This window comes from Reyranella massiliensis 521 (assembly GCF_000312425.1).
Classification (GTDB): domain Bacteria; phylum Pseudomonadota; class Alphaproteobacteria; order Reyranellales; family Reyranellaceae; genus Reyranella; species Reyranella massiliensis.
The window spans coordinates 4,503,976-4,529,638 of sequence record NZ_HE997181.1 but is presented as its reverse complement, the minus strand read 5'-3'; the positions used below and the strand labels follow the sequence as shown (position 1 = coordinate 4,529,638).

Annotated in this window: 25 protein-coding genes; 11 read left to right on the top strand and 14 right to left on the bottom strand. The window is 64.6% G+C overall.

What is annotated here, in order from left to right:
- Window positions 1–3 precede the first annotated feature (3 nt).
- Window positions 4–1,590: an ABC transporter substrate-binding protein gene (locus BN60_RS22145; RefSeq protein WP_020698345.1), complete on the bottom strand. Its 1,587-nt coding sequence runs from the start codon at window positions 1,588–1,590 to the stop codon at window positions 4–6.
- Window positions 1,591–1,754: 164 nt separating this feature from the next.
- Here BN60_RS22145 and BN60_RS22140 point away from each other — a divergent pair, with 164 nt between their 5' ends.
- Window positions 1,755–2,621 carry an isocitrate lyase/PEP mutase family protein gene (locus BN60_RS22140; RefSeq protein WP_020698344.1) on the top strand — a complete coding sequence of 289 codons (867 nt, stop codon included), beginning with the start codon at window positions 1,755–1,757 and terminating at the stop codon, window positions 2,619–2,621.
- Between the two features lie 76 nt (window positions 2,622–2,697).
- Entirely contained in the window at window positions 2,698–3,144 is a 447-nt protein-coding gene (locus BN60_RS22135; RefSeq protein WP_020698343.1) for an SET domain-containing protein, read from the top strand.
- 12 nt (window positions 3,145–3,156) lie between these two features.
- Here BN60_RS22135 and BN60_RS22130 read toward each other — a convergent pair whose 3' ends face one another.
- On the bottom strand, window positions 3,157–3,729 hold the full coding sequence (locus BN60_RS22130) for a thermonuclease family protein (protein ID WP_020698342.1): 573 nt from the start codon (window positions 3,727–3,729) through the stop codon (window positions 3,157–3,159).
- Window positions 3,726–4,058, bottom strand: a complete 333-nt coding sequence (locus BN60_RS22125; protein ID WP_020698341.1) for a hypothetical protein — start codon at window positions 4,056–4,058, stop codon at window positions 3,726–3,728. Before BN60_RS22125 ends, BN60_RS22130 begins: the two co-directional genes overlap by 4 nt.
- 317 nt (window positions 4,059–4,375) lie before the next feature.
- On the opposite strand from BN60_RS22125, the gene BN60_RS29195 reads away from it, so the two are divergent.
- The 3 genes from BN60_RS29195 to BN60_RS22110 all read left to right on the top strand — a co-directional run bounded on the left by BN60_RS29195 (window position 4,376) and on the right by BN60_RS22110 (window position 5,874).
- A complete protein-coding gene (locus BN60_RS29195; protein ID WP_148283504.1) occupies window positions 4,376–4,876 on the top strand; it encodes a hypothetical protein in 501 nt (166 codons plus the stop codon).
- A 9-nt stretch (window positions 4,877–4,885) separates the two neighbouring features.
- Window positions 4,886–5,332, top strand: coding sequence for a copper chaperone PCu(A)C (locus BN60_RS22115; RefSeq protein ID WP_020698339.1), 447 nt, complete (start codon window positions 4,886–4,888; stop codon window positions 5,330–5,332).
- 86 nt (window positions 5,333–5,418) lie between these two features.
- Complete coding sequence (locus BN60_RS22110; RefSeq protein WP_020698338.1) at window positions 5,419–5,874, top strand: nuclear transport factor 2 family protein; 456 nt, start codon at window positions 5,419–5,421, stop codon at window positions 5,872–5,874.
- On the opposite strand, the gene BN60_RS22105 is transcribed toward BN60_RS22110, so the two are convergent.
- Both BN60_RS22105 and BN60_RS22100 read right to left on the bottom strand, forming a co-directional pair.
- On the bottom strand, window positions 5,871–6,185 hold the full coding sequence (locus tag BN60_RS22105) for a hypothetical protein (RefSeq protein ID WP_148283503.1): 315 nt from the start codon (window positions 6,183–6,185) through the stop codon (window positions 5,871–5,873). The two genes, BN60_RS22110 and BN60_RS22105, sit on opposite strands and share 4 nt — an antisense overlap.
- A gap of 137 nt (window positions 6,186–6,322) precedes the next feature.
- Window positions 6,323–7,801, bottom strand: a complete 1,479-nt coding sequence (locus BN60_RS22100) for an FAD-dependent monooxygenase (RefSeq protein ID WP_020698336.1) — start codon at window positions 7,799–7,801, stop codon at window positions 6,323–6,325.
- Between the two features lie 164 nt (window positions 7,802–7,965).
- On the opposite strand from BN60_RS22100, the gene BN60_RS22095 reads away from it, so the two are divergent.
- On the top strand, window positions 7,966–8,250 hold the full coding sequence (locus BN60_RS22095) for a hypothetical protein (RefSeq protein ID WP_020698335.1): 285 nt from the start codon (window positions 7,966–7,968) through the stop codon (window positions 8,248–8,250).
- Here BN60_RS22095 and BN60_RS22090 read toward each other — a convergent pair.
- Window positions 8,247–9,461 (bottom strand): MFS transporter, encoded by a 1,215-nt coding sequence (locus BN60_RS22090; protein WP_020698334.1) that lies wholly within the window; start codon window positions 9,459–9,461, stop codon window positions 8,247–8,249. The genes BN60_RS22095 and BN60_RS22090 overlap by 4 nt on opposite strands.
- 140 nt (window positions 9,462–9,601) lie before the next feature.
- Window positions 9,602–11,062, bottom strand: coding sequence for an MFS transporter (locus BN60_RS22085; RefSeq protein WP_020698333.1), 1,461 nt, complete (start codon window positions 11,060–11,062; stop codon window positions 9,602–9,604).
- A gap of 82 nt (window positions 11,063–11,144) precedes the next feature.
- Here BN60_RS22085 and BN60_RS22080 point away from each other — a divergent pair, with 82 nt between their 5' ends.
- The gene (locus BN60_RS22080; RefSeq protein ID WP_043284228.1) at window positions 11,145–12,125 is read left to right on the top strand and encodes a Bug family tripartite tricarboxylate transporter substrate binding protein; all 981 of its coding nucleotides are present in this window, start codon (window positions 11,145–11,147) and stop codon (window positions 12,123–12,125) included.
- On the opposite strand, the gene BN60_RS22075 is transcribed toward BN60_RS22080, so the two are convergent.
- A complete protein-coding gene (locus BN60_RS22075) occupies window positions 12,126–13,316 on the bottom strand; it encodes a GntT/GntP/DsdX family permease (RefSeq protein ID WP_020698331.1) in 1,191 nt (396 codons plus the stop codon). It lies immediately after the preceding gene.
- A gap of 73 nt (window positions 13,317–13,389) precedes the next feature.
- Between BN60_RS22075 and BN60_RS22070 the strand changes: the two genes are divergently transcribed.
- The gene (locus BN60_RS22070; RefSeq protein WP_020698330.1) at window positions 13,390–14,577 is read left to right on the top strand and encodes a glycoside hydrolase family 5 protein; all 1,188 of its coding nucleotides are present in this window, start codon (window positions 13,390–13,392) and stop codon (window positions 14,575–14,577) included.
- A 3-nt stretch (window positions 14,578–14,580) separates the two neighbouring features.
- Here BN60_RS22070 and BN60_RS22065 read toward each other — a convergent pair whose 3' ends face one another.
- The 6 genes from BN60_RS22065 to BN60_RS22040 form a co-directional block, all read right to left on the bottom strand.
- Complete coding sequence (locus BN60_RS22065; protein WP_020698329.1) at window positions 14,581–15,294, bottom strand: oxygen-binding di-iron domain-containing protein; 714 nt, start codon at window positions 15,292–15,294, stop codon at window positions 14,581–14,583.
- An 85-nt stretch (window positions 15,295–15,379) separates the two neighbouring features.
- Window positions 15,380–16,492, bottom strand: coding sequence for an ABC transporter permease (locus tag BN60_RS22060; protein WP_020698328.1), 1,113 nt, complete (start codon window positions 16,490–16,492; stop codon window positions 15,380–15,382).
- Between the two features lie 2 nt (window positions 16,493–16,494).
- The gene (rbbA, locus tag BN60_RS22055; protein ID WP_020698327.1) at window positions 16,495–19,245 is read right to left on the bottom strand and encodes a ribosome-associated ATPase/putative transporter RbbA; all 2,751 of its coding nucleotides are present in this window, start codon (window positions 19,243–19,245) and stop codon (window positions 16,495–16,497) included.
- Window positions 19,242–20,309 (bottom strand): HlyD family secretion protein, encoded by a 1,068-nt coding sequence (locus tag BN60_RS22050; RefSeq protein ID WP_020698326.1) that lies wholly within the window; start codon window positions 20,307–20,309, stop codon window positions 19,242–19,244. Before BN60_RS22050 ends, rbbA begins: the two co-directional genes overlap by 4 nt.
- A 100-nt stretch (window positions 20,310–20,409) precedes the next feature.
- Window positions 20,410–21,300: an alpha/beta fold hydrolase gene (locus BN60_RS22045; protein ID WP_020698325.1), complete on the bottom strand. Its 891-nt coding sequence runs from the start codon at window positions 21,298–21,300 to the stop codon at window positions 20,410–20,412.
- On the bottom strand, window positions 21,297–22,352 hold the full coding sequence (locus BN60_RS22040) for a serine hydrolase domain-containing protein (protein ID WP_043286426.1): 1,056 nt from the start codon (window positions 22,350–22,352) through the stop codon (window positions 21,297–21,299). The genes BN60_RS22045 and BN60_RS22040 overlap by 4 nt, the downstream gene beginning before the upstream one ends.
- A 49-nt stretch (window positions 22,353–22,401) precedes the next feature.
- Here BN60_RS22040 and pyrC point away from each other — a divergent pair, with 49 nt between their 5' ends.
- Genes pyrC through BN60_RS22025 form a run of 3 tightly spaced genes read left to right on the top strand, consistent with a single transcriptional unit; the run spans window position 22,402 to window position 25,651 of the window.
- Window positions 22,402–23,445 (top strand): dihydroorotase, encoded by a 1,044-nt coding sequence (gene pyrC / locus BN60_RS22035; protein ID WP_020698323.1) that lies wholly within the window; start codon window positions 22,402–22,404, stop codon window positions 23,443–23,445.
- Window positions 23,446–23,490: 45 nt separating this feature from the next.
- Entirely contained in the window at window positions 23,491–24,288 is a 798-nt protein-coding gene (locus BN60_RS22030; RefSeq protein ID WP_020698322.1) for an NUDIX hydrolase, read from the top strand.
- A gap of 4 nt (window positions 24,289–24,292) precedes the next feature.
- Window positions 24,293–25,651, top strand: coding sequence for an ActS/PrrB/RegB family redox-sensitive histidine kinase (locus BN60_RS22025; protein ID WP_020698321.1), 1,359 nt, complete (start codon window positions 24,293–24,295; stop codon window positions 25,649–25,651).
- Window positions 25,652–25,663: the final 12 nt, after the last annotated feature.

Below are 25,663 nucleotides of genomic sequence, written 5' to 3'. Positions count from 1 at the left end.
CGCCTACTTGTCCAGCCACGCATCCTCGAAGCGCCAGCCGTTGTAGATGCTGTTGCTGTGGAAGGTCACGCCCTTGACGTAGGGCTGCCAGCATCCGGCGGCGCGTCCGTGGCTGATGATCGGCCGCGCGATGTCTTCCTGCAAACGACGGTCGATTTCCCACACCAGCTCGTGGCGCTTCTTGCGGTCGGTCTCGCGCGACTGCTCCTCGAAAAGCTTGGTCATCTCGGCGTCGCAGTAGTTGTTGTAGTTGCGCAGCGACCCGCAGGCGTAGCCCTCGAACAGGGTAACGTCCGGGTCGTCGACGGCCGACCCCGTAAGGTTCAGCGCCACGACATAATCCTTCTTGAAGACGCGATTGTAATACACTGCCGTGTCGATGACCTCGAGCTCGGCGTCGATCCAGATGTGTTTGAGCTGGTCGATCAGGATAACCGCGGGGTCCTTGAAGGTCGCGATGTTGCGTGTGCTGACTTTGAGTTGCAGCCGGTTATCGGGCCCGTAGCCCGCTTCCTTCATCAGCTTGCGCGCCTCGGCACGGCTCTTCTCGACGTCACCGTAGCCGATGATGGTCTTGAGCTTGTCCGGCGGCAGGCCCCACACGCCGTCGGGCGGCGGCAGCAGGGCGCCGCCCATCTTGCCTTCGCCTTCGCTCAGGATGGTGATGAACGACTGCCGATCGAGGGTTAGCGCCATCGCGCGGCGGATCTTGGGGTTGTCGAACGGCGTCACTTCGCGATTGACGATAAGGTTGGTGCTGACGCCGGTCTCGCGCATGGTGCATTGCGCCTGAGGGGCATCGTTCTTGACGTTCTTGAGCAGAGGCACCGAGACATCGGTGGGAAAGGTCATGTCGAACTTCCCGGCGACAAAGGAGAGCATGCGCGTCGAGCGATCGGGAATGATCGTGTACTCGATGCCGTCGAGATAGGGCCGGCCCTTCTTCCAGTAGGCCGGATTCTTCACGAGCTTGATGCTTTCGTTCATCTTGAACTCGGCCAGCTTGAAGGGGCCGGTGCCGATCGGCTTGCGGCGCATGTCGGCGGCCGGCACGTGACAGGGATAGATCGGCGAGTATCCCGAGGCGAGCAGCGCCAGCAGCGAAGGTTGCGGGTGCTTGAGATGGAAGGTCGCCTCGAACGGCGCATCCGCCGTCACCTTCTCGACATTGCTGTACCAGGCCGAGCGCGGATTGCGCCTGAGCTTGTCGGGGCTCAGCAGCAGGTCGAAGGTGCAGGCGACGTCCTTGGCCGTGAACGGCTTGCCGTCGTGCCATTTCACGCCTTCTCGCAGCTCGAAGACCAGCTTGCGTCCACCCTCCTTCGTCGACCAGCTCGTCGCGAGGTCGGGAACGATCGAATCGAGGCTGTTCTTCGGCACATGCTGATCGAAGATCACCAGATTGTTGTAGAGAGCCATGAACGGGACGGCGACGGAGACCGTCGCTTCTTCATGGATCGAGGCACTGGGTGGGGTATCCATGTGCTGGATCTTCAGCACACCGCCGGATTTCTGGGCCCACGCGGCACTTGTTGTCGTAACGCTCGCCGCCGTCACGCAAATCAACGCCAGACACATGTTGCGAACCATGTCGTCCTCCCAGTGATGCCTATGTATTTTGTTGTTCGTCTTCTTTCGTTCTTCCCTCGTAGATGCAGTCGGTGCGAAGCCTAGCGCCGATTCACTCGATGTGTCGACTGCGATAGGCGATCTGCTATCGTCGCGACCGAAAGATTCATTCGGAGGAGATTCCCGTGACCACTGCCCCGCAACGCTTGCGCGCCCTGTTGGCCGATCCGGCTTTTGTCGTCATGCCGGCGGTCTGGGACGGGCTCAGCGCCAAGCTGACCTATGGGGCTGGCTTCAAGACGGCATTCCTGTCCGGTTCCTGCGTCGCGGCCAGCCGGCTGGGTGGCCCCGATCTCGATCTGGTCTCGTTCGGCGAGATGTTCGACTCCTTCAACATGGTCCATGCTGCGGCGCCCGAACTGCTGGTGCTGGCCGATGGCGACCATGGCTACGGCAATGCCATGAACGTGCAGCGCACCGTGCGGGCCTATGGCCGTGCCGGCGCGGCTGCCGTGCTGATCGAGGACAAGATCACCCCGCGGGCACTGACATCGGCCGGCAAGCCCTGCCTGCCGCGCGAGGAGGCGCGCATGAAGGTCCGCGCTGCCGTCACTGCCGCGAAGGACTCCGGCATCCTCGTGCTGGCGCGCACCGATTGCCGCCCGACTCAAGGCATCGACGAAGCGGTGGCGCGCATCGAGATGTATGTCGAGGAAGGGGCCGACATTCTCTTTCTCGATTCGCCGGCCGATGACGGGGAGATCAAGCGTGCCGTTGCCGCCGCCAAGGGTCGGCCGAGCTTTGCCGTGCTTTCGCCCGGAGCGCCGCGCGCAACGCCGTCGCAGACCGAAGCCGCCAAGCTCGGCTTCAAGATCGGCACCTATCCCACGGGGCTGCTCTCGCCCGTCGCTGCCGGCATGAAGGCGGGTCTCGCAGCGCTCAAGGCCGGCGAGGCGGAAAGCAAGATGGCGCTGTCCCCGGCCGACCTGCGCGCCGCGCTGGGCTATGCAGACTACGATACAGAAGCGAAGCCTTATCTGCTGAAGGCGTGATCTCTTCGTTGCCTCTCCACAGCGCGACACGTTAAGCCAACAGCGGTGCGTGCATTTCCGCGAGTATGAAGCTTTCATGAAGCGCAAGGTCAGTAAGGCGTTCGTCTATCTCGGCCCTTCCGACATCGAAGGCATCGGCTGTTTTGCCGATCGCGCCATCCGGAAGGGAGAAACCGTTCGCGTGTGGGACGGCAAAGATAGCCGCTGGGTTACGACCCAGCAGGCGCATGCCTCGCCGCAGCGCCATCTCTTCAAGCGTTTCGGCATCCGCACGACCGGCGGCTACCACGCGCCGATCGATTTCCTGCGCATCTCGACCGGCTGGTACATGAACCATGACGCCGATCCGAACATCTCATCCGACGACGAGGATGTGACCTATTACGCGGTGCGCGACATTCCCGCCGGCGAAGAACTTACCATGGACTATCGTCGCATGGACGAGCGACACGACAATCTCGCGCGTGACGTCCAGGTGCCCGCGACCTCCAAGAGGAAAAAGCGCCCGACCCCACGGCGCTGACGGCCGGCCAGGCTACTTTTCGCCCAGCCAGACCGGCCACAGGCCGCGCTTGGCCTTGCGCGCATCTGCCTCCGCGCCGGCGTAGCGCTGGCTGGCGCGCGGTTCCCAGGGTAGGGCTTCGTCGAGATTGAACCCATAGGCCATGCCGCTTGCCAGCATGTAGCCACCGAGGTCGATCGGCGCCGGTGCGGTCTCGACCATGCATTGTGCGACGAGGCGGCACTCGCGGTCCCATCGGGCCGGCCGGCACTTCACTTTGTGCTCGCTCTTTTCCAGCATGTCTTCCAGCGCCGCCCGCGCTTGCATGCCGCTCACCGTCTCGAGGCCGGTGTGCCTGTCGCGGAGTTCGCCGGCCTGCAGACCCCAGAGCCTGATCTGCGGCTTCAGGCCGACGCCGCCCAGGGTTATCCCGTCCCGCGCATAGGCTTCACCGTTCCATTCCTTTGGCAACGCACCGCATTCGCCCGGCTTTTCAGCCTTGTCCGCTTTCTCGGGCTCAGGCGGTGACGGTGGCCGGCGCTGCTGCGCGGAGGCCGTGCCTGCGGCGGCGAGCAGAAGGAGCGTCAGGAGAAGAGCGTGTTTCATGCGCAACGAAACCGGGTCATGAAGTTAACATTGTCTATCAGGTTGTGCTCTAGCACCTGAGGGCGACCACCCTTGCAGACTACCTGAATAGCTTTCCACGCGATGGCTGAGTCCCGCTCGCGCTCGCGTTCCGGATCGGGATTGATCACCAGCGTGGCCCGGACCACCAGCAAGCGGTATTCGTTCGGCGTTCCCGTCGGGGCGACGCGCACCTCGAACTTGCGCCCTTCGTAGGTGACGTAATGCACCCGCGAATTGTCAAGTGTGGCCTTGTCGTTGCATGCGGCAAGGCCGAGTATGGCCAGCAGGATTGGAAGAACTCTCTTCATGGCAGCACGAAGCCCAGGCGGATGATCCTGTGGCGGCCATCGCGTCTGGTGCCGGCCGTCGAGTGCAGATCGGATCGCAAGGCAAATTCAATCCAATCCGGCGTCGATTTGTGTCCCCCACGAAGGTCCTGAAGTCGCGTCATAGCGGGTGATCCCGTAGAAAGGGCGAGACGATGAGCGAGCCCCAATCCCAGGAACAATCTATCACAGACGATCGGTCGAAAGGCCGCCGTTTCGACGGCCGTCATCTGCGCAGCGAGCGCACCCGTCAACTCATGATCGAGGCCTACCTTCAACTCGTGAGGGAGCATGGCCGCTTGCCGACCGCAAACGAGATTGCCCATGCCGCCGGCTATTCGGTGCGGTCGATCTTCGAACGCTTCCCCGACCTCGATGCGCTGAGCCTCGCGACGGCGGATTACGCCATCGCGGCCGGCCAGGCCCAGGCACCGGCGCAGAATGTCGATGGCGACCGGCCGACGCGCATCGCGTCCCATGTTCGTATCCGGGCTCAGTCCTGCGAGAGATGGTCGCCGCTATGGCGCATCCTGACTTCGCCGGCGACCCAGGGGCAGCTCGCGGCGCTGGCAATGCGCGCCAAAGCGGTGCGCCGCGCCAATGTCGAACGGCTGGAGCTGATGTACCGGCCGGAGCTTGCGGCCTTGGGCGCCCTGCAGCGCGAGCAGCTCCTGATCACACTGGCGACGCTCACCAGCTTCGAAAGCTGGGACCAAATGCGGGGCGGCTTCGGCTTGTCGCCTGAAGCCGCCGAAAGTGTCTGGCGCTCGGCCATCGACCGGCTGCTGCCAAGCGAGTAAAGAACGCTGATGTTCTCCTTGCTGCGCCGCCCCAAGAAGGCGGAAACGGCCGCGAGCGTCGGCCAGATCGAAATCCAGGAACCCTGGGCACGCACGCTGCCGGACAAGCCCCAGACCGCCGGTGCCTTCATGACCGTCGTGAATGGCGGTTCGGCGCCGGACCGTCTGCTGGGCGCGACGGGCCCTGAGGGAAGCACCTGCGAACTCCAGGGCATCCGGGTTACCGGACCCGGCATCTCGATGGTCCGGCTCGAGGGCGGCCTTTATCTGCACCACGGAACTGCCATCGTGTTCAAGCCGCGCGGTTATCATTTGATACTGCAGCTCCCGGCGCCGCTGATGGTCGGCGAGCGGCTGCCGATCACGCTTGCCTTCGAACGGGCGGGTCGCGTCGAGGTCTCATTCGAAGTGAGGCCGCCAGGTACGATTGGCGAACAGGTCTTGCACGCCCCCTGATCGTTCTCTCGCCCCATCGCGGGTGATAGCCTTCGGACAGACCCCGCAGGTTGGTTCGCCAACCCGGGCAACAACCGGAGGAAACGATGATCATCAGCCGCCGCCATCTGGCCGCCGTCGCGCTTCTGGCTACGGGCATGCCGGCATTCGTTCTTTCTTCTGCGCAGGCCAACGAGGCGGACGTTGCCGCCGTCACGCAGGCCGTGGCCGCTCTGACCAAGGCCATGCTGACGGCCGACAAGGCGCAACTCGAAGCGCTTACGGCCGACCAGCTCAGCTATGGGCATTCCAGCGGCGCGATCCAGGACAAGGCCGACTTCGTCAACGTCATCACCGCGAAGAAGACCGTCTATAAATCGATCGAACTGTCGAAGCAGACCGTCGCCATTGCCGGCAACGATGCAATCGTCCGCCACGCCTGGGAGAGCGAGAGCGGCGCGGGTGACGGCAAGTGGAACGTGTCGAAGATCGGCGTATTGCAGGTCTGGCAGAAGCAGGGCGCAAGCTGGCGGCTGCTCGCGCGTCAGGCCTTCAAGGTCTAGACTCGCGGCTGGCGCTGGAGCCACTCCTGCGCCGGCTGGAGCGTACTGAAGACTCGCATCGGCCGCTTGGCCGCGGCCAGCATGCCCAATACGCGGCTGACCAGCTCGACTTTGTCGTCGGGTACGACCGCGGCCAGCGCCCCGAGCGTTCTGTCCTGGGTATGGGCGGCGCGCATGCGAACGCCGAGTGCCAGTATCTCGTCCGGCGACATCTTGGTATCGGCGGTCGTGCCGTCGAATAGCTTGCGGTAGCTGAAGCCTTCGATCCCTTCCAACACGTCGAGGAAGGCGTCGACCTCGGCACGCGTCACGTCACCCTCAGCTACGACAGTGATGAGCTTTTCCTGCGAATCGATTTTCCAGTGGAATGCCATTGTGGGGCGCACACTGCCAGCGCGCCCTGCAAAGGACCAGTGCGACCATCGTATAAGGCCGGGATTTTGCGCATTCAGGCGGAGATTCCGGCCAGATAGGACTCGGCGTGTTCCTGATCCGCACCAGACCCCACGAAGCCGACATAGCCGTCGGGCCGGATTAGGCGCAGCGCGCCGGCATGCGCAGGATCGTCTGCCGACACGGGCATCACCAGTTTGGGGAACTTCTCGGCCAGTGCTGTCACGACGTCTTTCGGTCCCAGCGCCGTGAAGGTCCGGCCGGCGGCATCGCCAGGAAGCCGGTCGGGCCAGCGCATGCCGGGCTTCGGCCCATGGCCGGCATGGCTTGCATGGTCGTTCTTGGCCGTAAGCGGGCTCATGGGATAGGCGAGCTTGAGTTCGGAGAGCTGGTCGGCAACGGCGTGTTGCAGGATGGGAAAGCCTGCCGCGAACTTGACGACGGCGTTGCGCAATCCTTGGGCGATCGGGTTGCGCAGGATCGCCGCGTCGGTCATGCGTCCGGCGTTGCGCAGTACGATCTCGCCGATGGCGCTGCGTTCGACCGAGTAGCTGTCGAGCAACGACGACTTGGCGGTGCCCGCGATGACCATCTTGAGTTTCCAGGCAAGATTGAAGGCATCTTGCATGCCGGTGTTCATGCCCTGTCCGCCGGCGGGACTGTGGATGTGCGCGGCATCGCCGGCCAGGAAGACGCGGCCCCGGCGATAGTCCTTCACCTTGCGTTCGTTGATGCGGAAGGCGGCGAGCCAGACCGGATCTGACATCGTGATTCCCGGCGAGCCGCGCTGCGTCAACAGAGCCTGGACTTCTGCCAGGGTCTGGTCTGTATGCCGGGCTTCGCTGGTCACCGGGCCAAGATCGGCGACCACGCGCCAACGCTCGCTGCCGATCGGAAAGAAGGCCAGGATCCCGTCGCGGTGCCAGAAGATGTGTATCCGGTCCTTGGGTTCCAGCCCGGAGAGATAGCCGTCGGCCAGGACCCAGTCGCTTTGCTGGGTCGAGCCCTCGAAAGCAAAGCCAAGCCCGTGGCGCACCGTCGAATGCGCGCCATCGCAGCCGATCAGCCAGTCGGCGCTCACCGTTTCGGTTTCGCCGTTCGCCTTCTTGATCGCGGCGTCGACCTTGTCGCCTTCTTCGTCGAAGCCCGACAGTTCGACCAGTCGCTCGACCGTCACGCCGCGGGCCGCAAGCTGTTCTTCGAGAACCCGTTCGGTCTCGCTTTGTGGGATCATCAAGGCGTAGGGATAGCGGCTGTCGAGCGAATCGAACGAAATGCGGGCTACAACTTCCTTGCCCGTCGAAATCTGGGCTCCATGCGCGACCATGCCCGCGGGGAGGAATTTGTCGACGTATCCGGCATCGTCGAACAGTTCGAGCGTACGGCTCCACATGACCAGTGCCTTCGACTTGTCTGTGCGCTCTCCCGCCTTGTCGACGATGCGCACCGACACGCCGTGCCGTGCAAGTTCGTTGGCGAGCGTGAGGCCGACCGGGCCGGCGCCCGCAATCAGGACTTTCGGACTGGTAGTCACCTGTCTGCATTCTCCCCGTCTGTTCCGGGGCAAACCCTACTTGTCGGGCTGCCTGTGTCCATACGGGAGGGTCGAATTTTGCCGTTATCTAAGGAACATAATCAGGTCGTGTTGCTTAGTTCACGGGCGGGAGGGCATGGCCTCGCGCATTTCAGGGAGCCACGATGTTTTTGCGTTCGATGCTCGTTCATGCAGCGCTCTTTGCCGGGACCAGCACCTTGCTGATTGCGGTCGCCCAGGCAGACGACCTGAAAACGCGCTGCGATCAGCTCATTGCCTACTTCGACCGCTACGGCTCCGGCCGCGGCGAGCATTCCGACGGCGCCCGAAACATGACCCGCCTATCGGCAAGGATCGATTGCGACCGCGGTCAGTATGAGGAGGGTATCAAAGCGATGGAGGACCTCCTGCGGCGCAAGAAGCTCGCCGTGCCGTCAGCCCAGACCTAGGTCGGCGGCTTGCCCGACGGTTGCTTCAGAAGCCACACCATCGCGGCCGTAAGCGCCAGGCCAATCACGGCCATCACGATCACCGCGCTGCGCGGGCCGATCTGATCGGAGATCGCGCCGGCGGCGAGCTGGCCGAGCGGGCCAGTGCCGATGCAGACCGTGACGACTCCCATCAGGCGCGAGCGCACCTCGGGCGGTGCTTCGGTCAGCATCAGCGTCGATTGCATGTTGCCGAAGCCCGCCGTGCCGAAGCCGCCCAGGACGAGAATCGCGAAGGCGAACCAGAAGGAGGGGCTGAGCGCCATCAGGATCAGCGCCACCATGAAGAGCGCCGCGCCGCCGGCGAAGGCCAGGCGCCGGTCCATGCGCACGACACCCATCGCAATCAGGGCGCCGCCGATCAAGGCACCCAGCGGCTCACCAGCGGCCAGCAGGCCGACCAGCGCGGGTGAGACGTTGAACGCCGCGAGGCCCAGGGGGGCCACCAGGCCGGAATAGGCGAAGGCGAAGGCGTTGGTGACGATGGTGACGCCGAACACCAGCAGGATGGTGGGCTTGGTCCAGGCAAAGCGCAGGCCTTCCACGATCTCGTGCGGAATCCGCATCAGGTTGAGCCGGCGCGTGACCTGCGCGTAGACGAGGCCCGACATGGCAAAGGCGCCGAGAAACTGCACCAGGGCCGTCAGCGTATAGGCGCCCCTCATGTGCAGCCATTCGAAGGCCATGCCGCCCAGCAGCGGACCTACCATGCGGGTGGCGGCCGAGGTCGCGCTGTCGAGTGCGATGGCGTTGACGATACGATGCGGTCCGGCAGCTTCGCCGACCATGCGGCGGCGTGTCGACATCTCGGAGGCCCACATCGTGCCGCTGAGGAGATTGCCGATGGCGACATGCCAGAGCTGGAGCTCTCCCATGGTGGCAAGCGTCGCCAGGGCGGCCGATACGATGGCAGGACCGAGGAGCGAGGCCATCACGATCAGCTTGCGGTTCAGCGCCTCGGAAATCGCTCCGGCGAAAGCGCCGAACAGGAGCTGCGGGATCTGGCGCAACGCCACCACGACGGTGACGGCGAGGGCCGAGTGCGTCATCTCCCAAGCGAACAGGCCAGAGACGAGCAGCTCCAGCCAGCGCATCGCGTTGGCAAAAGCGCCGACCAACCACAGCCGCAGGAAATCGGGCGAACGCAGCAGCTCCCGAATAGGCGAGTCCATTGCGGCGACCATACATCAGCCAAAGGCATATCCCATCCCGTTGATCTCGGTTGGGCGGGATATGCCGGGAGAGCGAGGCAGCTAAGGCGACACGCTTCCGATCAGTGGAACCGTATGTGGTTCCACTGATCGTAAGCACGCTAGCGCCCGATCTCTTCGAGGTTCACGCCTCTTGTCTCAATGCGAAACCGCCAAGTCACGAACGCCCCGAGCAGCGACGTGAAGATCAATCCGGTAAGCAAGAAATTCGTCCCGGCTGCGTCGAGCACCAGGGGAAACACGAATGCCGTCAGCACGGCGCCGATCTTGGCGAAGGCCGCGGCGAAGCCTGCGCCCTTGCCGCGGATGTTGGTGGGGAAGACTTCGCCAGCCAGCAGGTAGGTCTGGGCGTTCGGGCCGAGGTTGGTCATGAAGTTGAAGATCATGAATCCGCCGAACAGCAGCAACGTTCGCAATGGTTCCTCGGCGTGGGTCTGCAGGAGGGCGAGCGCCAGACCGACGGCGCAGCCGACGAACCCCAAGATCTGCAGCTTGATGCGCCCCGCCCTGTCGGCCAGCAGGACGGCTGCGAGGATACCCGCGATCAACAGCGTATCGACCAGCGCTGCTCCTTTCGCGCCTGCGATGTCGCGGGCGATGACGCCCGCCACGTTCTGCGCATTCGTGATTTCGTGCCCGATCGTGTGCGAGAGGATCGTCGGCGTGAAGATGCCGATGCCGTAGGTGCCGAGGTCCTGCAGAAACCACGGTACCGAGGCCAGGATCGTGGCGCGCCGGTTCTTCTTGTTGAAGAGATCGCGCCACCGGCCCCGCCGTGCTTCCTGGCTATACAATGCCGACTCCGGATCGATCTCGGCGAGACGGACTTTCTTGGGGTAGGGCGGTTCGCGCGCCAGCAGGCGCTGCAACTCGTGCTCGGCCTCGGCGCGGCGGCCGCGGGACATCAGCCATTGGCCGCTGTCGGTGACGAAGAGGCGCGCGACCACGATGAAGACCGCCGGCGCAATCGCCACGGCGTACATCAGGCGCCAGGCGCCGAGTTCGGGGATACTGGCCAGGATCATGTAGCCGATCACCGTGCCGACCAGGGCGCCCACCGCCTGGAAGGCGAAGGCACCCAGCACCAGCTTGCCGCGGTCGCGGCTCGGGATGCTCTCGGAGATCACGAGATGCGCGGTGGGGTAGTCACAACCCAGTGCGACGCCCATGCCGAACAGGAAGAGAACCAGCCAACCGAAGCCCGGTGCGACGGCGAGCCCCACCAAGAAGATGGCGAAGACCAGCATCTCGACCACGAACATGCGGCGGCGGCCATAGATGTCGGCAAGCCCGCCGAGGGCGATGGCGCCCACCATGATGCCGGCCAGCGGCGCCGCGGTCACAATGCCCTTCTCGACCGGGGACAGGCCGAACTCCTTGACGATCAGTGGCAGGGCGACGCCGGTCATGAATACGACCAGGCCTTCGAAGAACTTGCCGGCGGTAGCCAGGAGCCAGATGCGCCATTGCATGCGCGTCATGGGAACCGTGGGCGTCGGCGTTCCATCCGGCCATGACGGCGTCTGGTCGATATAGCTCTGGACGCTCGACGGTTCGTTCATCTGGACAGATTAGCGGACGCCGCTACGCTCGGGTGTCCACAATACGAAGAAACATCGAGGAAACGCCCTTCAGGAGGCATTTATGCAAAGACGTATGCTGCTCGCCGCAGCCTTGGCCGCTCCAGCCGTTGCCGCGCCGGCCCTCCTGCGGGCGCAGACGGCGGGTTGGCCCAACAAGACCGTGCGCTTCATCTGCCCCTTCGCACCGGGCGGCGGCACGGACACGGTGAGCCGGCTGATCTGCGACCAGCTCACCAAGCTGCTCGGTCAGCAGTTCATCGTCGAGAACAGGGGCGGGGCCGGCGGCAATATCGGCACCACGGAACTCGCCCGCGCTGCACCCGATGGCTACACGCTGGGGCTGATCTCGGTGGCCAGCCACACGCTCAATCCCATGCTCTACAGCAAGCTGCCTTACAACCCGGACAAGGACATCGTCGGCGTCTCGCGGGTCGCCACACTCGCCAACCTGCTGGGCGTAACGCCGTCGTTGCCGGCCAATTCCGTCGCAGAGCTGATCGCGCTCTGCAAGGCATCGCCGGGCAAGTATTCCTTCGCCTCGTCCGGCCCCGGCACGTCGCTGCACCTGAGCGGCGAGCTCTTCAAGAAGATGGCCGATGTCGACATCATCCATGTGCCTTACAAGGGCGCAGGCCCGGTCTATACCGACCTGATGGCCGGCATCGTGAACATGATGTTCGCCAACATGCCTTCGATGCTGCCTCAGGTCCGCGGCAGCAAGTTGAAGGGGCTGGGCGTCACCTCGGCCGTACGCTCCAAGGCGGCGCCCGATATTCCAGCCATCGCCGAAACGGTGCCGGGCTATGTTGCGACCTCGTGGTATGGCGTCGGCGCCCCGGCCGGCACACCGGAACCTATTCTGGCCCGACTGGAGACCGCGCTGGCGGATGCGTTGAAGAGTCCGGACATCCAGAAGCGGTGGAACGACGATCTCGGCCTCGACATGCCGCCCACCGGCCGCAAGGGATTCGGCGAATTCCTGGCTCAGGACCGCAAGCTCTGGGAGCCCGCGGTCAAGGCGTCCGGCGTGAAGCTCGATTGATCAGACGAACTGCCGGATCGCGGCGATCACGATCAGGGCGCCGATCGCCATGACGGCGCTGCCGAGCGAGATCACATAGAGCGCTCGGCCCGGCGAGAGGCGGCCCATGTGAGCGGCGATCCAGAAGAGCGGATCGTTGACATGACAGACCGCCATCGAGCCGGCGCCGACTGCCGCCGTGGCGATGGCGCGGCCGGAGGCGCTGTCGAGCCCGAGCGCGGGCAGCAACGGCTCGACCATGCCCGAGGCGGTCAGCACGGCCGTCAGGGAATTGCCCTGCATGGTCTTCACGATGGCGGCAGCCAGGAACGGCGTCAGCACGCCGTAGCGCGGGTGAAGGACGTATTCGGCCAGAAGCTCGGCCATGCCGGTCTCGTCGAACACGCGCGCCAAGCCGCCGGACGCGCCGACCGCGAGCAGCAGCGGCGCCCAGGAACGGCCAGCGAGCGCCGACGGCTCCCAGCGCCGCGCCAGCACGATCGCCAGGGTAATGGCGATCGCCGCCAGCATCAGCGGCCTGGAGATGCCGATGTAGAATTCGCGCGAGCCGCCCTTGCCCAAGGGCTCGCTGGGCATCTGTGCAATCGATTGCACGACCAACAGCACCAGCGGGATCGCAACGCAGAGCCATGCCCAACTGAGCTGGCCCGGCTCGTCGGTCGAAGGGATCTGCCGTGCGACGTGCCACCATCCCAGCATGATCGCTACGGCGGCGACCGGCACGGCAATCAACAGCGCGGTGCTGAGGTCGGCCTTCATCACCGAGCCCGCCGCGACGGCGAGCGGCGAGGGTGCCAGCAGGGCGGAGACGACGAGGAGGGTGAGGGCCAGGCCCAGCGCCCGCCGCGGCGCGTCCTGGCCGGCCGGTTGCAGCAGTGCGAGGCCGCCGGAAGCCGAAGCGCCCAATCCGGCCAGCACGCCTGCGGCTGCCGAGGTGCCGGTGCCCAGCGGCGCGCGCAGTACGACCGCGCCTGCGAGGGCGCCCGCAACCACCAGCAGGCCCGCTTGTTCCATCGCCGTCGCGAAACCCAGCCCGAACGCCTTGCCGACCGACTGGAAGGTCATGTCGGCCGCGATGCCGTAGACCACGACCGTCGCCATCACGGCGAGAAAGACGGGCAGACGAACCTTCTGGACCAGGAACACGATCGCTGCGACCGCGATCGGCAAGAGGAGCGAAGCGAGAATCATGGCGGCGAGACATTAGACCGCCAGGGGTGCGCGACTCCAGTGCTGCGGCTCCGGCTTGTGATACGCTGGGCCGATGCGCTTCCTCGTCGCTTTACTCGTGCTGCTCGGTCTTGCCGTTCCCGCCACCGCCGATCCCTTGGTGCGTATCCAAGGCAAGAACTTCATCGCCCCCGACGGCAGCGTGTTGCGGCTGAAGGGGATCAGCCTCGGCAACTGGCTGATGCCCGAGGGCTACATGTTCAAGTTCGAGGTCGCCAAGGCGCCGCGCCAGATCTATGGCGCCTTCGAGCGGTTACTGGGCAAGGACGGCGCCGAGACCTTCTGGCGTCGGTACCGCGACACCTATGTGACCGAAGCCGATATCCGGTTCATCAAGTCGGTCGGCTTCAACATGGTGCGCGTGCCGCTGCACTGGCGGCTGTTCATGGGCGCCAATGGCGAGATTGATGGCGAAGGCTGGGCGCTGCTCGACCGTGTGGTGGGGTGGGCTCAGGCATCGGGCCTCTATGTCATTCCCGACCTTCATGCCGCGCCCGGTGGCCAGACAGGCATCAACCACGATGACGGGCCGGGCTATCCGCTGATGTTCTACGTGCCGCGCGACCGCGATCTCACGATCAAGCTGTGGCGCGCCATCGCCCAGCGTTATCGCGGCAACCCGACGATGCTGGGCTACGACATCCTGAACGAGCCCGCCGCCCCGTATCACGACGTGGCGACGCTCAATGCGCGCCTCGAACCCTTCTACAAGCGCGCGACGGCGGCGATCCGCGAAGTCGATCCCGAGCGCATCGTGATCCTGGCCGGCGGGCAGTGGAGTTCGAGCTTCGCCATGCTCGGTCCGCCCTTTGCCGCGAACCTGGCCTACACCTATCACTCGTTCTGGGCCTCGACGAACCGCGATTCGATCCAGCGGCATCTCAACTTCGCCAACCTCTACAATGTGCCGCTGTTTCTCGGCGAGACCGGCGAACTCACCGACGAATGGAACGAAGAGTTCCGTCGCCTGCATGAGTTCCACGATATCGGCTGGTCGTTCTGGACCTACAAGAATCTCGACACGCCTTCGACGATCGTCTCGATCCCGCGGCCGGAGGGCTGGGCCCAGATTGTGGCGTTCGCGGACGGCAAGCAGAAAGAGAAGCCGCCGCAGGAGCTGATCGACCGTGCGATGGCGCAGTACCTCGACGGAATCCAGCTCAGGAACGGCACGGTTCGCTGGAGCTATCTCGCCTCGCTGGGCCTGAAGAGTGCGCCTTGAGCTTCAGGCGAACGATTTGGCGTAGTGATCCGCAAGCCCGTTCAATGCCGCAGCCCCATCGCCTTTGAACGTCGGGCCGTGCATCAGGGCGATCGTCGTCGGCTTGAGGGCGGCCAGCCGGCGCATGGTCGCTTCGGTCATGGGTGTCGGCGGCATGAAGGGCAGCCGGTCGCTGACGGCGATGGCCGGCGCCACGATGTCGCTCTCCGTCGTCGGCTCGGCCGGACCGACCTGGGTGAAGAGGTCGCTCGAGAACAGCGTACCCGTCGTCTCCTCGTAGATCAGGCCGGCATCCCAGTTGTGCGGGACGTGCGGCGTGTCGAGCCAGCGCACTTTTTTGCCGCCGAGGTCCAGCACCTCGTCGTCCTTCAACGCCCGGGGCGGACGGTTGGCCATGTCGGTCAGCCAGATGTTGCAGCCGAGCTGGCCGTGCGCCGGCGTGGCGTTGGGGGCGGCGGCAAGCCATTCGTTCAGCGCGCCCGATTCATCGCCCTCGACGTGGCTGCACGTCGTCCAGCGCAGCTTCTCCAGCGGGATGACGCGCTTCACCGCCTCGGAAATCAACGGAAACAGCGAGCGCTGCCCGTAATGGAAGAGCAGCGGTTCGTCGGCGTCGATCAGGAACTGGTTGAACGTGAAGCCGGTCGGCCCGACTGCGGGTACGAACGTGGAGAGGCGATAGATCTTGTCCGCGATCTCGGAGACTTCGGTTTTCATGATTGATTCTGCCCGGTGAAGCGTTGCTGGTGGCGATTGCGCACCCTGTCGACATTCCTTGTCAACCGGGCAAAGGCCCGACTGGCTATCGCAGAAACTGCCTGAACCGACGCAGTGACAGATAGAACAGTGCCGATCCGATCGCCAGCAGGGTGAGGAGCTGCGGCCACACGATATCGAGACCGGCCCCGCGAAACAGGACCGACTGGGCAAGGATAACGAAATGGGTGTTGGGCGCGGCGAGCATGATGGTCTGGATGATTTCCGGCATGCTTTCGCGCGGCGTGATCGCGCCGGACAGCATCTGCAGCGGCAGCAGGACCAGCATCAGCAAGAGACCGAACTGCGGCATCGATCCGGCGACCGTCGCCAGGAAAATGCCCATGCAAGTTGTCGCGAAGATCTGCAGGACGGCGCCCAGCACGAACAGGGTGATCGACCCCTGGATCGGAACCCCCAGCAACGCCTGTACGACGCAGACCAGAGAGAAGGTCGAAGCCAGGAGAACGACGACGCCCATCGACCAGACCTTGCTGAGCATGATCTCGAACGGCGTGACGGGCATGACAAGCAAATGTTCGATGGTGCCATGCTCCCGCTCGCGGATGAGGGCAGCGCCGGTCAGGATGATCGACAGCATGGTGATGGCAGAAATGACGTTGTTGATGGAGCCGAACCACTCCTTGTTGAGCTCCTGGTTGAAGCGGGCGCGCAGCACGAGATCGACCGGCGGCGCGGAAACGCCGCGGTAGCGATCCAGGAACTTCGCGACCTCGCCGGAGACGATGGACTGGATGTAGCCGGCGCCATTGAATGCCTGCGTCATCCGGGTGGCGTCGACATTCAACTGGATCGTCGGGGTCCGGCCGGCCAGAAGGTCGCGCTGGAAGTTCGGCGGGATGTCGAGGGCGAACGTGTCGAGCCCGGCATCCATCCGGTCGTCCATCTCTTGGAGAGAGATAAGGCGGGGTACCACGAAGTAAGGCGGGTAGAATGCGGTGATGATGCGTGACGATATCGGCGATTGATCCTCGTCGACCACGGAGATCACCGCCTTGTTCAGCGTCTCCGGCATCGCCTTCGATGCCGTATAGATCGAGAGCGTGAAAGAATAGACGATAAGCACCAGCATCAGCGGGTCTCGAGCAAGGCCCCACAGTTCCTTGATGCCCAGTCGCAGGATGTTGGCGGCGTGCATGCTTACGTCGCCTGCTTGCGCAACAGGACGATTCCCAAACCAAGCAGAATGGGAATGGTAATCAGCAGAGGCAGGAAGGCACCCGTCAGGTCGGCGAAGTCGAGCGCTTTGGAGAAGGTGCCCCGCGAGATCGTCACGAAATAAGTCGTGGGGTAGATCCGGCCGATGAAGGCGCCGAAGCCCTGCAACGAGGAGACCGGATCGGTTATCCCGGAATACTGGCTGGCCGGCAGAAGCGTGATGAGCGCCGTCCCGAAAATGGCGGCGATCTGGCTCTTCATGAAGGAGGAGATGACGAGGCCCAGAGCCGTCGCGATGACGACATAGAGGAACGCCGCACAGAAGAAGGCCAGGAAGCTGCCGGTGAAGGGCACGCGGAAGATGAAGACCGCGAACGCCGCCAGTATCAGAAAGTTCAGCACACCCAGGATGACGTAAGGCAGTTGCTTGCCGACCAGGAATTCGAGCTGCGTGACCGGCGTCACGTAGAAATTGATGATCGAGCCCAGCTCTTTCTCGCGCACGACGCTGAGCGCTGCGAGCATTGCCGGTATCATCATCAGAAGGAGCGGTATGACGGCCGGAACCATCGCCACCAGACTCTCGATACCGGGGTTGTAGCGAAAGCGGACGGCGAGATCGAAGCTCCCGGAGAGTGTCGTTCCGCCATAGAGTTGGCGGGCCTTCTGGGTCAGCCAGTTGAGGTGCATGCCCTGTACGTAACTGCGCACGGTCTCGGCGCGGGCCGGCTGGGCACCGTCGATCCAGGCACCGATCTCGACATTGCGGCCGCGCGCGACGTCGCGTGCGAAGCCGGGCGGAATCTCGATCGCGAGGCTGAGCTCGCCGTTGCGCATGCGCCGGTCGAGATCGGCATAGTTGGTGATCGGCGCCTTTTCCGTGAAGTAACGCGATCCCGCGAGCTGCAAGGCATAGTCCCGGCTGACGGTCGTATCGTCGCGGTCGAGAACGGCGAAAGTCAGGTTCTCGATGTCCATGTTCATGCCGTAGCCGATGACGAACATTAGGATGACGCTGCCGATCAGCGCGAGGGTGGCCCGGATCGGATCGCGCCGCAGTTCCAGGGCCTCCCGGTGCGAGTAGGCGAACATGCGCCGGAAATCGAAGAACTGCCGCCCGCTGCCGTGAGGTTCGCCGGTCTTCTCGATGGCGGCGACCGCTGCCGGTAGTTGCGCCGCGGGCGTCTTGTCGCTGCCCTGTCTGATCGCATCCTCCAGGTAGGCGACGAACGCCTCCTCGAGGGTAGTGGCCGAACGCCTTTCGACGATGGCCGCCGGCGTGTCGCTGACCAGAACCTTGCCGGCATGCATCAACGAGATGCGGTCGCAGAGCCCGGCTTCGTTCATGAAGTGCGTGGAAACGAAGATCGTTACCTTCTCCTGGCGGGAGAGATCCGACAGGATCTGCCAGAAGGCATCGCGAGCGATGGGGTCCACGCCCGATGTCGGCTCGTCGAGAATCAGGATGTCGGGAGAGTGGATCAACGCCACCGCCAGGGACAGGCGCTGGCGAATGCCGAGGGGAAGCGCCTCGGGCAGCATGTCCATCACCTCGACGAGGCCGAAACGGTCGGCCAGACCGTCGATGCGGACTGGAATTGTCGCCGGCGGCATGGCGAAGAGGCGGGCGTGCAGGTCAAGATTCTGCCGGACCGTCAGCTCGGAATAGAGCGAGAAGGCTTGGGACATGTAGCCCACCCGGCGTCGCACCTCGATGTCGTTGGGGTCGACTTCCCGGCCGAACAGGCGAGCCGATCCCTCGCTGGCAGCCAGCAGGCCGGTCAGCATCTTCATGGTCGTCGTCTTGCCGCAGCCGTTGGAGCCGAGAAATCCGAAGATCTCGCCTCGTTCGATGCGGAAGCTCACATCGTCGACGGCCGTGAAGTCGCCGAAGCGCATGGTGAGGTGCTGGGCTTCGATGGCGAACGTGTCCCCGGCGTCGGTCGACTGTCGAGGCGGGATGACGACGGCCCGGTGGTCGCGACGGCGCTCCTCCGGCAGCAAGGCGATGAAAGCGGCGTCGAGCGTCGAGGTGCCTGTTCGCTGCAGCAGTTCATCGGGGGTACCCGTGTCGAGCAAGCGGCCGGCATCCATTGCAACCAGCCAGTCGAAGCGGGCAGCTTCTTCCATATAGGCCGTTGCCACGATGACGCTCATGCCGGCGCGGCTGGAGCGGATTCCTTCGACCAGCTCCCAGAATTGGCGGCGCGAGAGCGGATCGACGCCGGTCGTCGGCTCGTCCAGGATCAGGAGTTCCGGATCATGGATGAGCGCGCAGCACAGCCCGAGTTTCTGCTTCATGCCGCCGGAGAGTTTGCCGGCCGGCCGGTCGGCAAACGGCCCCAGGCCCGTGCCTTCCAGAAGCTCTGCGATGCGGCGGCGCCGATCATGTGGCGCCAGGCCGAACAGGCGGCCGAAGAAATCGACATTCTCGGCGACGGAAAGCGTCGGATAGAGGTTCTTGCCGAGCCCCTGGGGCATGTAGGCGATCCGCGAACATGTCGCCCGACGGTGAGCGGCATCGGCAATATCGCCGCCGAGCACGTCGACGCTGCCGGTCTGGACCCGGCGTGCACCTGCAATCAGCGAGAGAAGGCTGGACTTGCCGACGCCATCCGGTCCGATGAGGCCGACCATGCGGCCCGATGGTACGTCGAGCGTGATGCGATCGAGCGCCCGGGTCTTGCCGTAGGCCAGTCCCACCAACTCGAGCCGCGCGACGGGCGCGCTCATTCGAGCAGCGTGCCTGTCAGGCTCGGCGGCCACTCGACTTTCGGATCGAGGCGGACATAGGCCATGCCCGGCAAGCCTGTCTTGACGTGCTGGATGTATTTCTTGAGCAGCTCCGGCGATATCCGCGCTTTGACCCGGAACATGAGCTTCTGGCGCTCCTTCTCGGTCTCGACGGACTTCGGCGTGAACTGCGCCACGTCGGAGACGAACGTGACCTTGGCGGGGATCGGGTATTGGGGCACCGCGTCGAGGACAAGGCGCACGTCGCTGCCGATCGGGACAAGCCCGACGTCTGCAGTGGGCAGGAAGAAGGTCATGTAGACGTCGCCCAGGTCGACGAGATTGAGCACCCGTCCTCCCGCTGCCAGTACCTCTCCCGGCTGGGCGACGCGATACTGTACGCGTCCGTCTCGCGGCGACCGGAGCGTGCTGTCGTCGATGTCCGCCGTAATGCTGTCGACGGCTGCCCGGGCGACGTCGACGGCGGCGTCGGCGTCGATCAGCTGTGCCTTGGCGGCATTGATCGCCGCTTCCGTAGCGGCGAGCTGTGCCTTGGCTGCGCCTACCGCGGCCTTTGCCCCCTGTTCGACCGCCCGATCGTCGTCGAGAACCTGCTGCGATGCCGTGTTGGTCTTGGCCAGTTGCTCCGTCCGAATCAGCCTTCTTTCCGCGGCGTTGAACTGGGCCTCGCGTTGGGCGACGACGGCTATGGCGGCGGTTCTTTCAGCCTCTCGTTGCGTGACGAAGCTCTTGGCCGTGTCGACATTGATGATTGCGCGCTTCAACTGGGCCTCGGCCTGGCGGCGCTGCGCTTGCAACTGCTCGGTATCCATGCGGGCGAGCACTTGCCCTGCCGTGACGAAGTCTCCTTCGTTGACGAGGATTTCCTTGATGCGCCCCGGGATCTTGGTCGAGATGTCGATCTCGACCGCCTCGATGCGGCCGTTTCCGCCGGCGATCCCGGGGGGCAAGCCATGGTCTCCGAATTTGTCCCAGACGTAGTAGGTGGCGGCGAGGGCTGCGATGAGGATGATGAGAAGCCAACGTTTCCAGGTCGGAGTCATCGCTGTGCCGCCTCTTCGGTTGGGCCGAGCGCGCGGCAGCGAGGCCTGCGCTAAACGACCGTGAAGCCGTCGCCATTTGCGCGCGTGCGACGGGGTGCTGTCAACGGCGCAGGATGTCCATCAGCTTGGCGTTGAAAACATCGGCGGCTTCATAGGCCACCCAGTGGCCGGCCTCCGGAATGACGTTCATCTCGAAGTCGGGCTGCAGGGAGCGAAAGAGATCGATTCGCTCCTGGATGTGCGGATAGGTCGTCGAATCGTACTCGCCCCAGATGCCGGTGAGCGGCGTCTTCACGCGCGGCAGCACTTCGCTCAGCCGGAAGGCCTGGCCCATCTCGCGGCTGCGCGTCTTGGCGCGCGTGGTGTTCAGGATCTGCATGTGAACGGCCACGCCGTCGACGTTGGCGGGATCGTGGATCATCAGGATTTCGAGATTGCGCCGTGCTTCCGTAGCCAGCACCTCCGGCGTCATTTCGGGAAGCAGCTTGCGCAGTTTGGGGCCCGCTTTGCGTGTCGCCTTCAAGCCGCCGGCGCCGACCAGAACAATGCGGCGCAGCCGGTCGCCGACCAGAGTGGCGACGTGGCCTGATACCATGCCGCCGAAGGAGAAGCCGGTGATGGCGAAGTCGCGGTCCCCGGGGATCAGCGCGTCCATCGCCGTCTTCACGCAATGAGTGACCGACCAGATGTCGCGCACGTCGTCGGGCGGGTCGCTGTCGCCGAGGCCGGGCAGGTCGGCGGCGTAGACAGCGAAGTGCTGCGACAAGGGCACGACATTGCGAATCCAGTGGATCCACGAGCCCGAGCCGCCATGGAACAGCAGCAGGATCGGCTTGTTGCCCTGGTCGGCGCCGAACACGTGCCACATCATCGTGCCGCCATTGCCCATCGGCACGCGGACGGCTTGGGAGAGAGCGGCGACGGAGTCGATGTGTTCGGCGGCGGTGCGGCCGTCCGGCATACGCGGGACGGCGGAGAAGTCGAGACTCATTTCTTGATTGCACCCAACAGCCGTTCGACGAAGCCTGGCGCCTGCTTGCGATCGATCCAGCGCAGCACCGTCACGAGATCGTGCTCGGGGTCGATCCAGACGATATGGCTGCCCCAGCCCAGCGCGAAGTAGCTCTTCTCCGAGGCCGCCGCGAACTGCCGCCGGTCGGTGTTGAGCCACCACATCAATCCGTAGAACGGCGCGACGGGGCAGGGCTTCACCAGCTCCTCGGTCCAGCCCTTGGGCAGGATCTGCTTGCCTTCCCAAGTGCCGCCTTGGGCCACCAGCAGGCCCATCAAGGCGAGATCGCGCGCGGAAATCACGATGCCGCCACCCCAGTGGCCGCCGCCTGGCACGGAGATCATCTCCTTACCGTCGATGGTCACGGTCGAGGTCCTGTAGCCGTCCCACTTCCAGCCCTGCGAGCCGCCGATCGGGTCCATGATGCGCCGCTTCAGGACCGACGGCAGCGGCTCCTTGAAGACCTGCAGCAGCGAGTAGCCGAGGCGGTTCACGCGCACGTCGTTGTATTCGTAGAAGGTGCCGGGCTTTTTCATCGCCCGGCGCGTGCCCTTGGGCGCATCGGCGACGGCGAGGCCGACCACGCGATTATGGTCGATGCGGTCTTCCTTGCCGAACACGCTGCCCGACCATTCGCTGGTCTGGGTCAGCAGATGACGCCAGGTGATGTCGCGGTTCTGCTCGCTTTGGAAGCCGTCATCCAGGGCATAGTCGCCGGCCCTGTCGTCGAGGCTCTTGATGAGCCCGTCGCCCAGCGCTAGGCCGGCGAGCAGGGCGAGATAGCTCTTGGCGACGCTGAAGGTCATGTCGGGACGGTCGACCTCGCCCCATTCCGCGAGCTTGTGGCCGCCGCGATAGACGATGCCCGAATGTCCGCCGCGCGGCGTGACCGGCCCCAGCACCTCGTTGTCCGGGGCCTTCTCGCCGGAATCGTAGGTCATGACGAACTGCCCGTCCGGCATGTGCATGCTGGCGGGCCATTTGGATTCGGCGGCCTGGGCGAAGGCGATGGCGTCTTTCAGATCGGTCATGCACGCAATCAACATTGGAGCCTGCCCGGGAGCAAGCGTAGAAAGCGCAATGCCTTTGCCCGCTACGATCACGATCCGCCGCCCCGACGACTGGCACGTTCATCTGCGTGACGGGCCGCTGCTCGCTGCCTGCGCCGTGCACACGGCCCGCCAGTTCGGCCGCGCCATCATCATGCCGAACCTGGTGCCGCCGGTGACGAAGGTGGCGGAGGCCAGCGCCTATCGCGAGCGCATCCGCGCCGCCGTGCCGAAGGATCTGCGGTTCGAGCCGCTGATGACCTGCTACCTGACCGACGGCGCCGATCCAGCCGAACTGACGCGCGGCAAGACTGAAGGCGTGTGGGTCGCGGCCAAACTCTATCCCGCGCATGCCACGACCAACTCCGCCCACGGCGTCACCTCGATGGATCGCGTTGCGAAAGGGCTGGAGGCCATGGAGAAGGCCGGCATGCCGCTTCTCGTTCATGGCGAGGTGACCGATCCCGACGTCGACATCTTCGACCGCGAGGCGGTGTTCCTCGAGAAGGTCCTGGCGCCGCTCTTGAAGCGCCATCAGGGCCTCAAGATCGTGCTGGAGCACATCACGACGCGCGAAGGCGTGGCTTTCGTCGAGGCGCATCCCGGCCGGCTGGGCGGGACGATCACGCCGCATCATCTCAGCTACAACCGCAATGCGATCTTCAAGGGTGGCATTCGTCCGCACTTCTATTGCCTGCCGATCGCCAAGCGCGAGGAGCATCGTCTCGCTCTGCGAAGGGCGGCAACGTCGGACAGCGCGCAGTTCTTTCTGGGCACCGATACGGCACCACACACCACGGATACGAAGGAATGTGCCTGCGGCTGCGCCGGCGTGTTCAATGCGCCGGTGGCGATGCAGGTCTATGCGCAGGTCTTCGCCGAAGAGGGCAAGCTCGACCGGCTCGAAGCCTTTGCTTCGCTGAACGGCCCAGCCTTCTATGGCCTGCCGCCCAACGAGGAACGTGTGACGTTGCGCGCTGCGGCCCTCGACGCGCCCGATCACATCGAGGTGCCGGCGCTCGCCAAGACCATCACCGTCTTTCGTCCGGACACGCCGGTGGACTGGTCTTTCTGAGCTGAATTTTGTGCTGCCCTTCGCGAATTGCTCTATCCTAGGTGTATGAGCAAAAGAGGCATTCCCGCCGGTGCCGTCGTGCGCGGCACCGACAAAGGTTACGACGATCCGGTCAAAACTACTTTGAAGCCCGGCAGTGAACGGCCGGTCGAAAAGGTCGACCAGAAGTACCCCTACATGCGGCCACGCGATGCCGCGACGCTGATCCTCGTGCGCCAGAAGGGCAAGGTGCCTGAGGTGTTGCTGGGCTGCCGCGACGCCAAGCACGCGTTCATGCCCAATCGCTATGTGTTTCCCGGTGGACGGGTCGATCTTGCCGATGCGCGCGTGCCGGTGGCGACGCCGCTCGATCGCTTCGTCGACGAACGCCTGCAGCGTGCCGCGTCACCCCAGCGCGCACGGGCGCTTGCCGTCGCGGCGGTACGCGAGACCTTCGAGGAGACGGGCCTGATGCTGGCCAAGCCGTTGAAGGGCGGTGCGCCGCGGCAGGACTACGGCGAGCACTGGCACGGCTTTCTCGATCAGGGCTTTGCGCCGGCACTGGATTGCCTCGACCTGATCGCCCGAGCGGTGACGCCGCCCGGTCGGCCGCGCCGCTTCAATGCACGCTTCTTCATGGCGCGCGCCGAAGATGCGACCGGCGAGATCCGTCATTCGAGCGAGCTGGGCGATGTCCGGTGGGTGCGTCTCGACGAGGCACGCGAACTGCCGCTGCCTACCATCACAGGACTGATCCTGGGCGAGATCGGCCGGCTGGTGAAGGAACCGCCGAACCGCAAGAAGCAGCGCAAGATCCCGCTTTTCACGACGGTGCATCGCAAGCACCTGATGATCGAGGAGTAGCGACGTGGCGGCGCGCGCCGAGAACGCTTCGCCGCCTGCTGCCCCTCCGGCTGTCACCCGGCTGTCCACCGGGCCGTCGAGCGACGTGAGTGGATTGCCTCGCGGCGGCGTCCGTCTGCGGGCGCTGGTGCTGATTCGCTGGGCGGCGGTCGCCGGCCAAGCTTTCACCGCCGCGGTGGTCCATTGGGGGTTGGGCTTCGGCATGCCGGTGCTGGCCGTCGGTGGCGCGATTGCGCTGTCCGCACTTCTCAACCTCACCGTCAGCATCGGCCGTCCGGCATCGGCGCGCATCGACGACCGCGAAGCCGCGATCTTCCTCGCCTTCGACATCCTGCAGCTTGCGGTGCTGCTCTATCTCACCGGCGGCCTGATCAATCCTTTTTCGCTGCTGCTCCTGGCGCCCGTCGCGATCGGCGCCACGATCCTGTCGCTCGCGAGCAACATCGCACTCACCCTGCTGACCATCGTGAGCATTGCCGTGGTCGCGCTGTTCAATCAGCCGCTGCCCTGGAGTGGGCCGCCGCCAAATCTGCCGGAGATCTATCAGGTCGGTGTCTGGGTCGGCCTTTCGCTCACCACCCTGCTGATCACCCTTTACGGTTGGCGGCTTGCCGAGGAAGCGCGCCAGATGGCCGATGCGCTGGCCGCGGCCCAGGCCGCACTCGCGCGCGAACAGCGGCTCTCGGCGCTGGGTGCATTGGCTGCAGCGGCCGCGCACGAGCTTGGCTCGCCGCTCTCGACCATTGCCGTCGTAGCCAAGGAGATGCAGCGCGAAATCGACAGCGACGATCCATTGCGCGAAGACATCGAGCTTCTCGCTGCCGAGTCCGATCGCTGCCGGTCGATCCTGGCCCGTCTCTCGGTCGATCCGGCCGGCGACGTCTCCGATGCCTATACGCTGGTGCCGCTCCCGGCACTGATCGAGGCGGCAGCTCAGAATTATCAGCGCGAGGGGATAAAGATCACCTTCGAATCGGGGCCATCCGGTGAAGGATTGCCCACTACGGCACCAATTCAGGTGCGCAGCCCGGAAATTATGCAGGGAATTGGAAACATCGTGCAGAACGCCGTGTCGTTCGCCCGGCACGAGGTGCTAATTTCCACGCGCTGGACGACCGAATGGGCCGAAGTCGAGGTCAGCGACGACGGGCCGGGCTTCTCCGAGGCGCTGCTGGACGAGCTCGGCACTCCTTTCATTTCGACCCGTCAGGGTGAGGAAGGCCACATGGGATTGGGCGTTTTCATTGCCAAAACGCTGCTGGAGCGCACCGGCGCCAGCGTCGCCTTCGGAAATCGCAGGGCTGGTGCGGTTGGCGCCGCAGTCTCCGTGCGCTGGTCAAACCCCGTCTTCAAGGCTACATAGCGGCCGATGTCG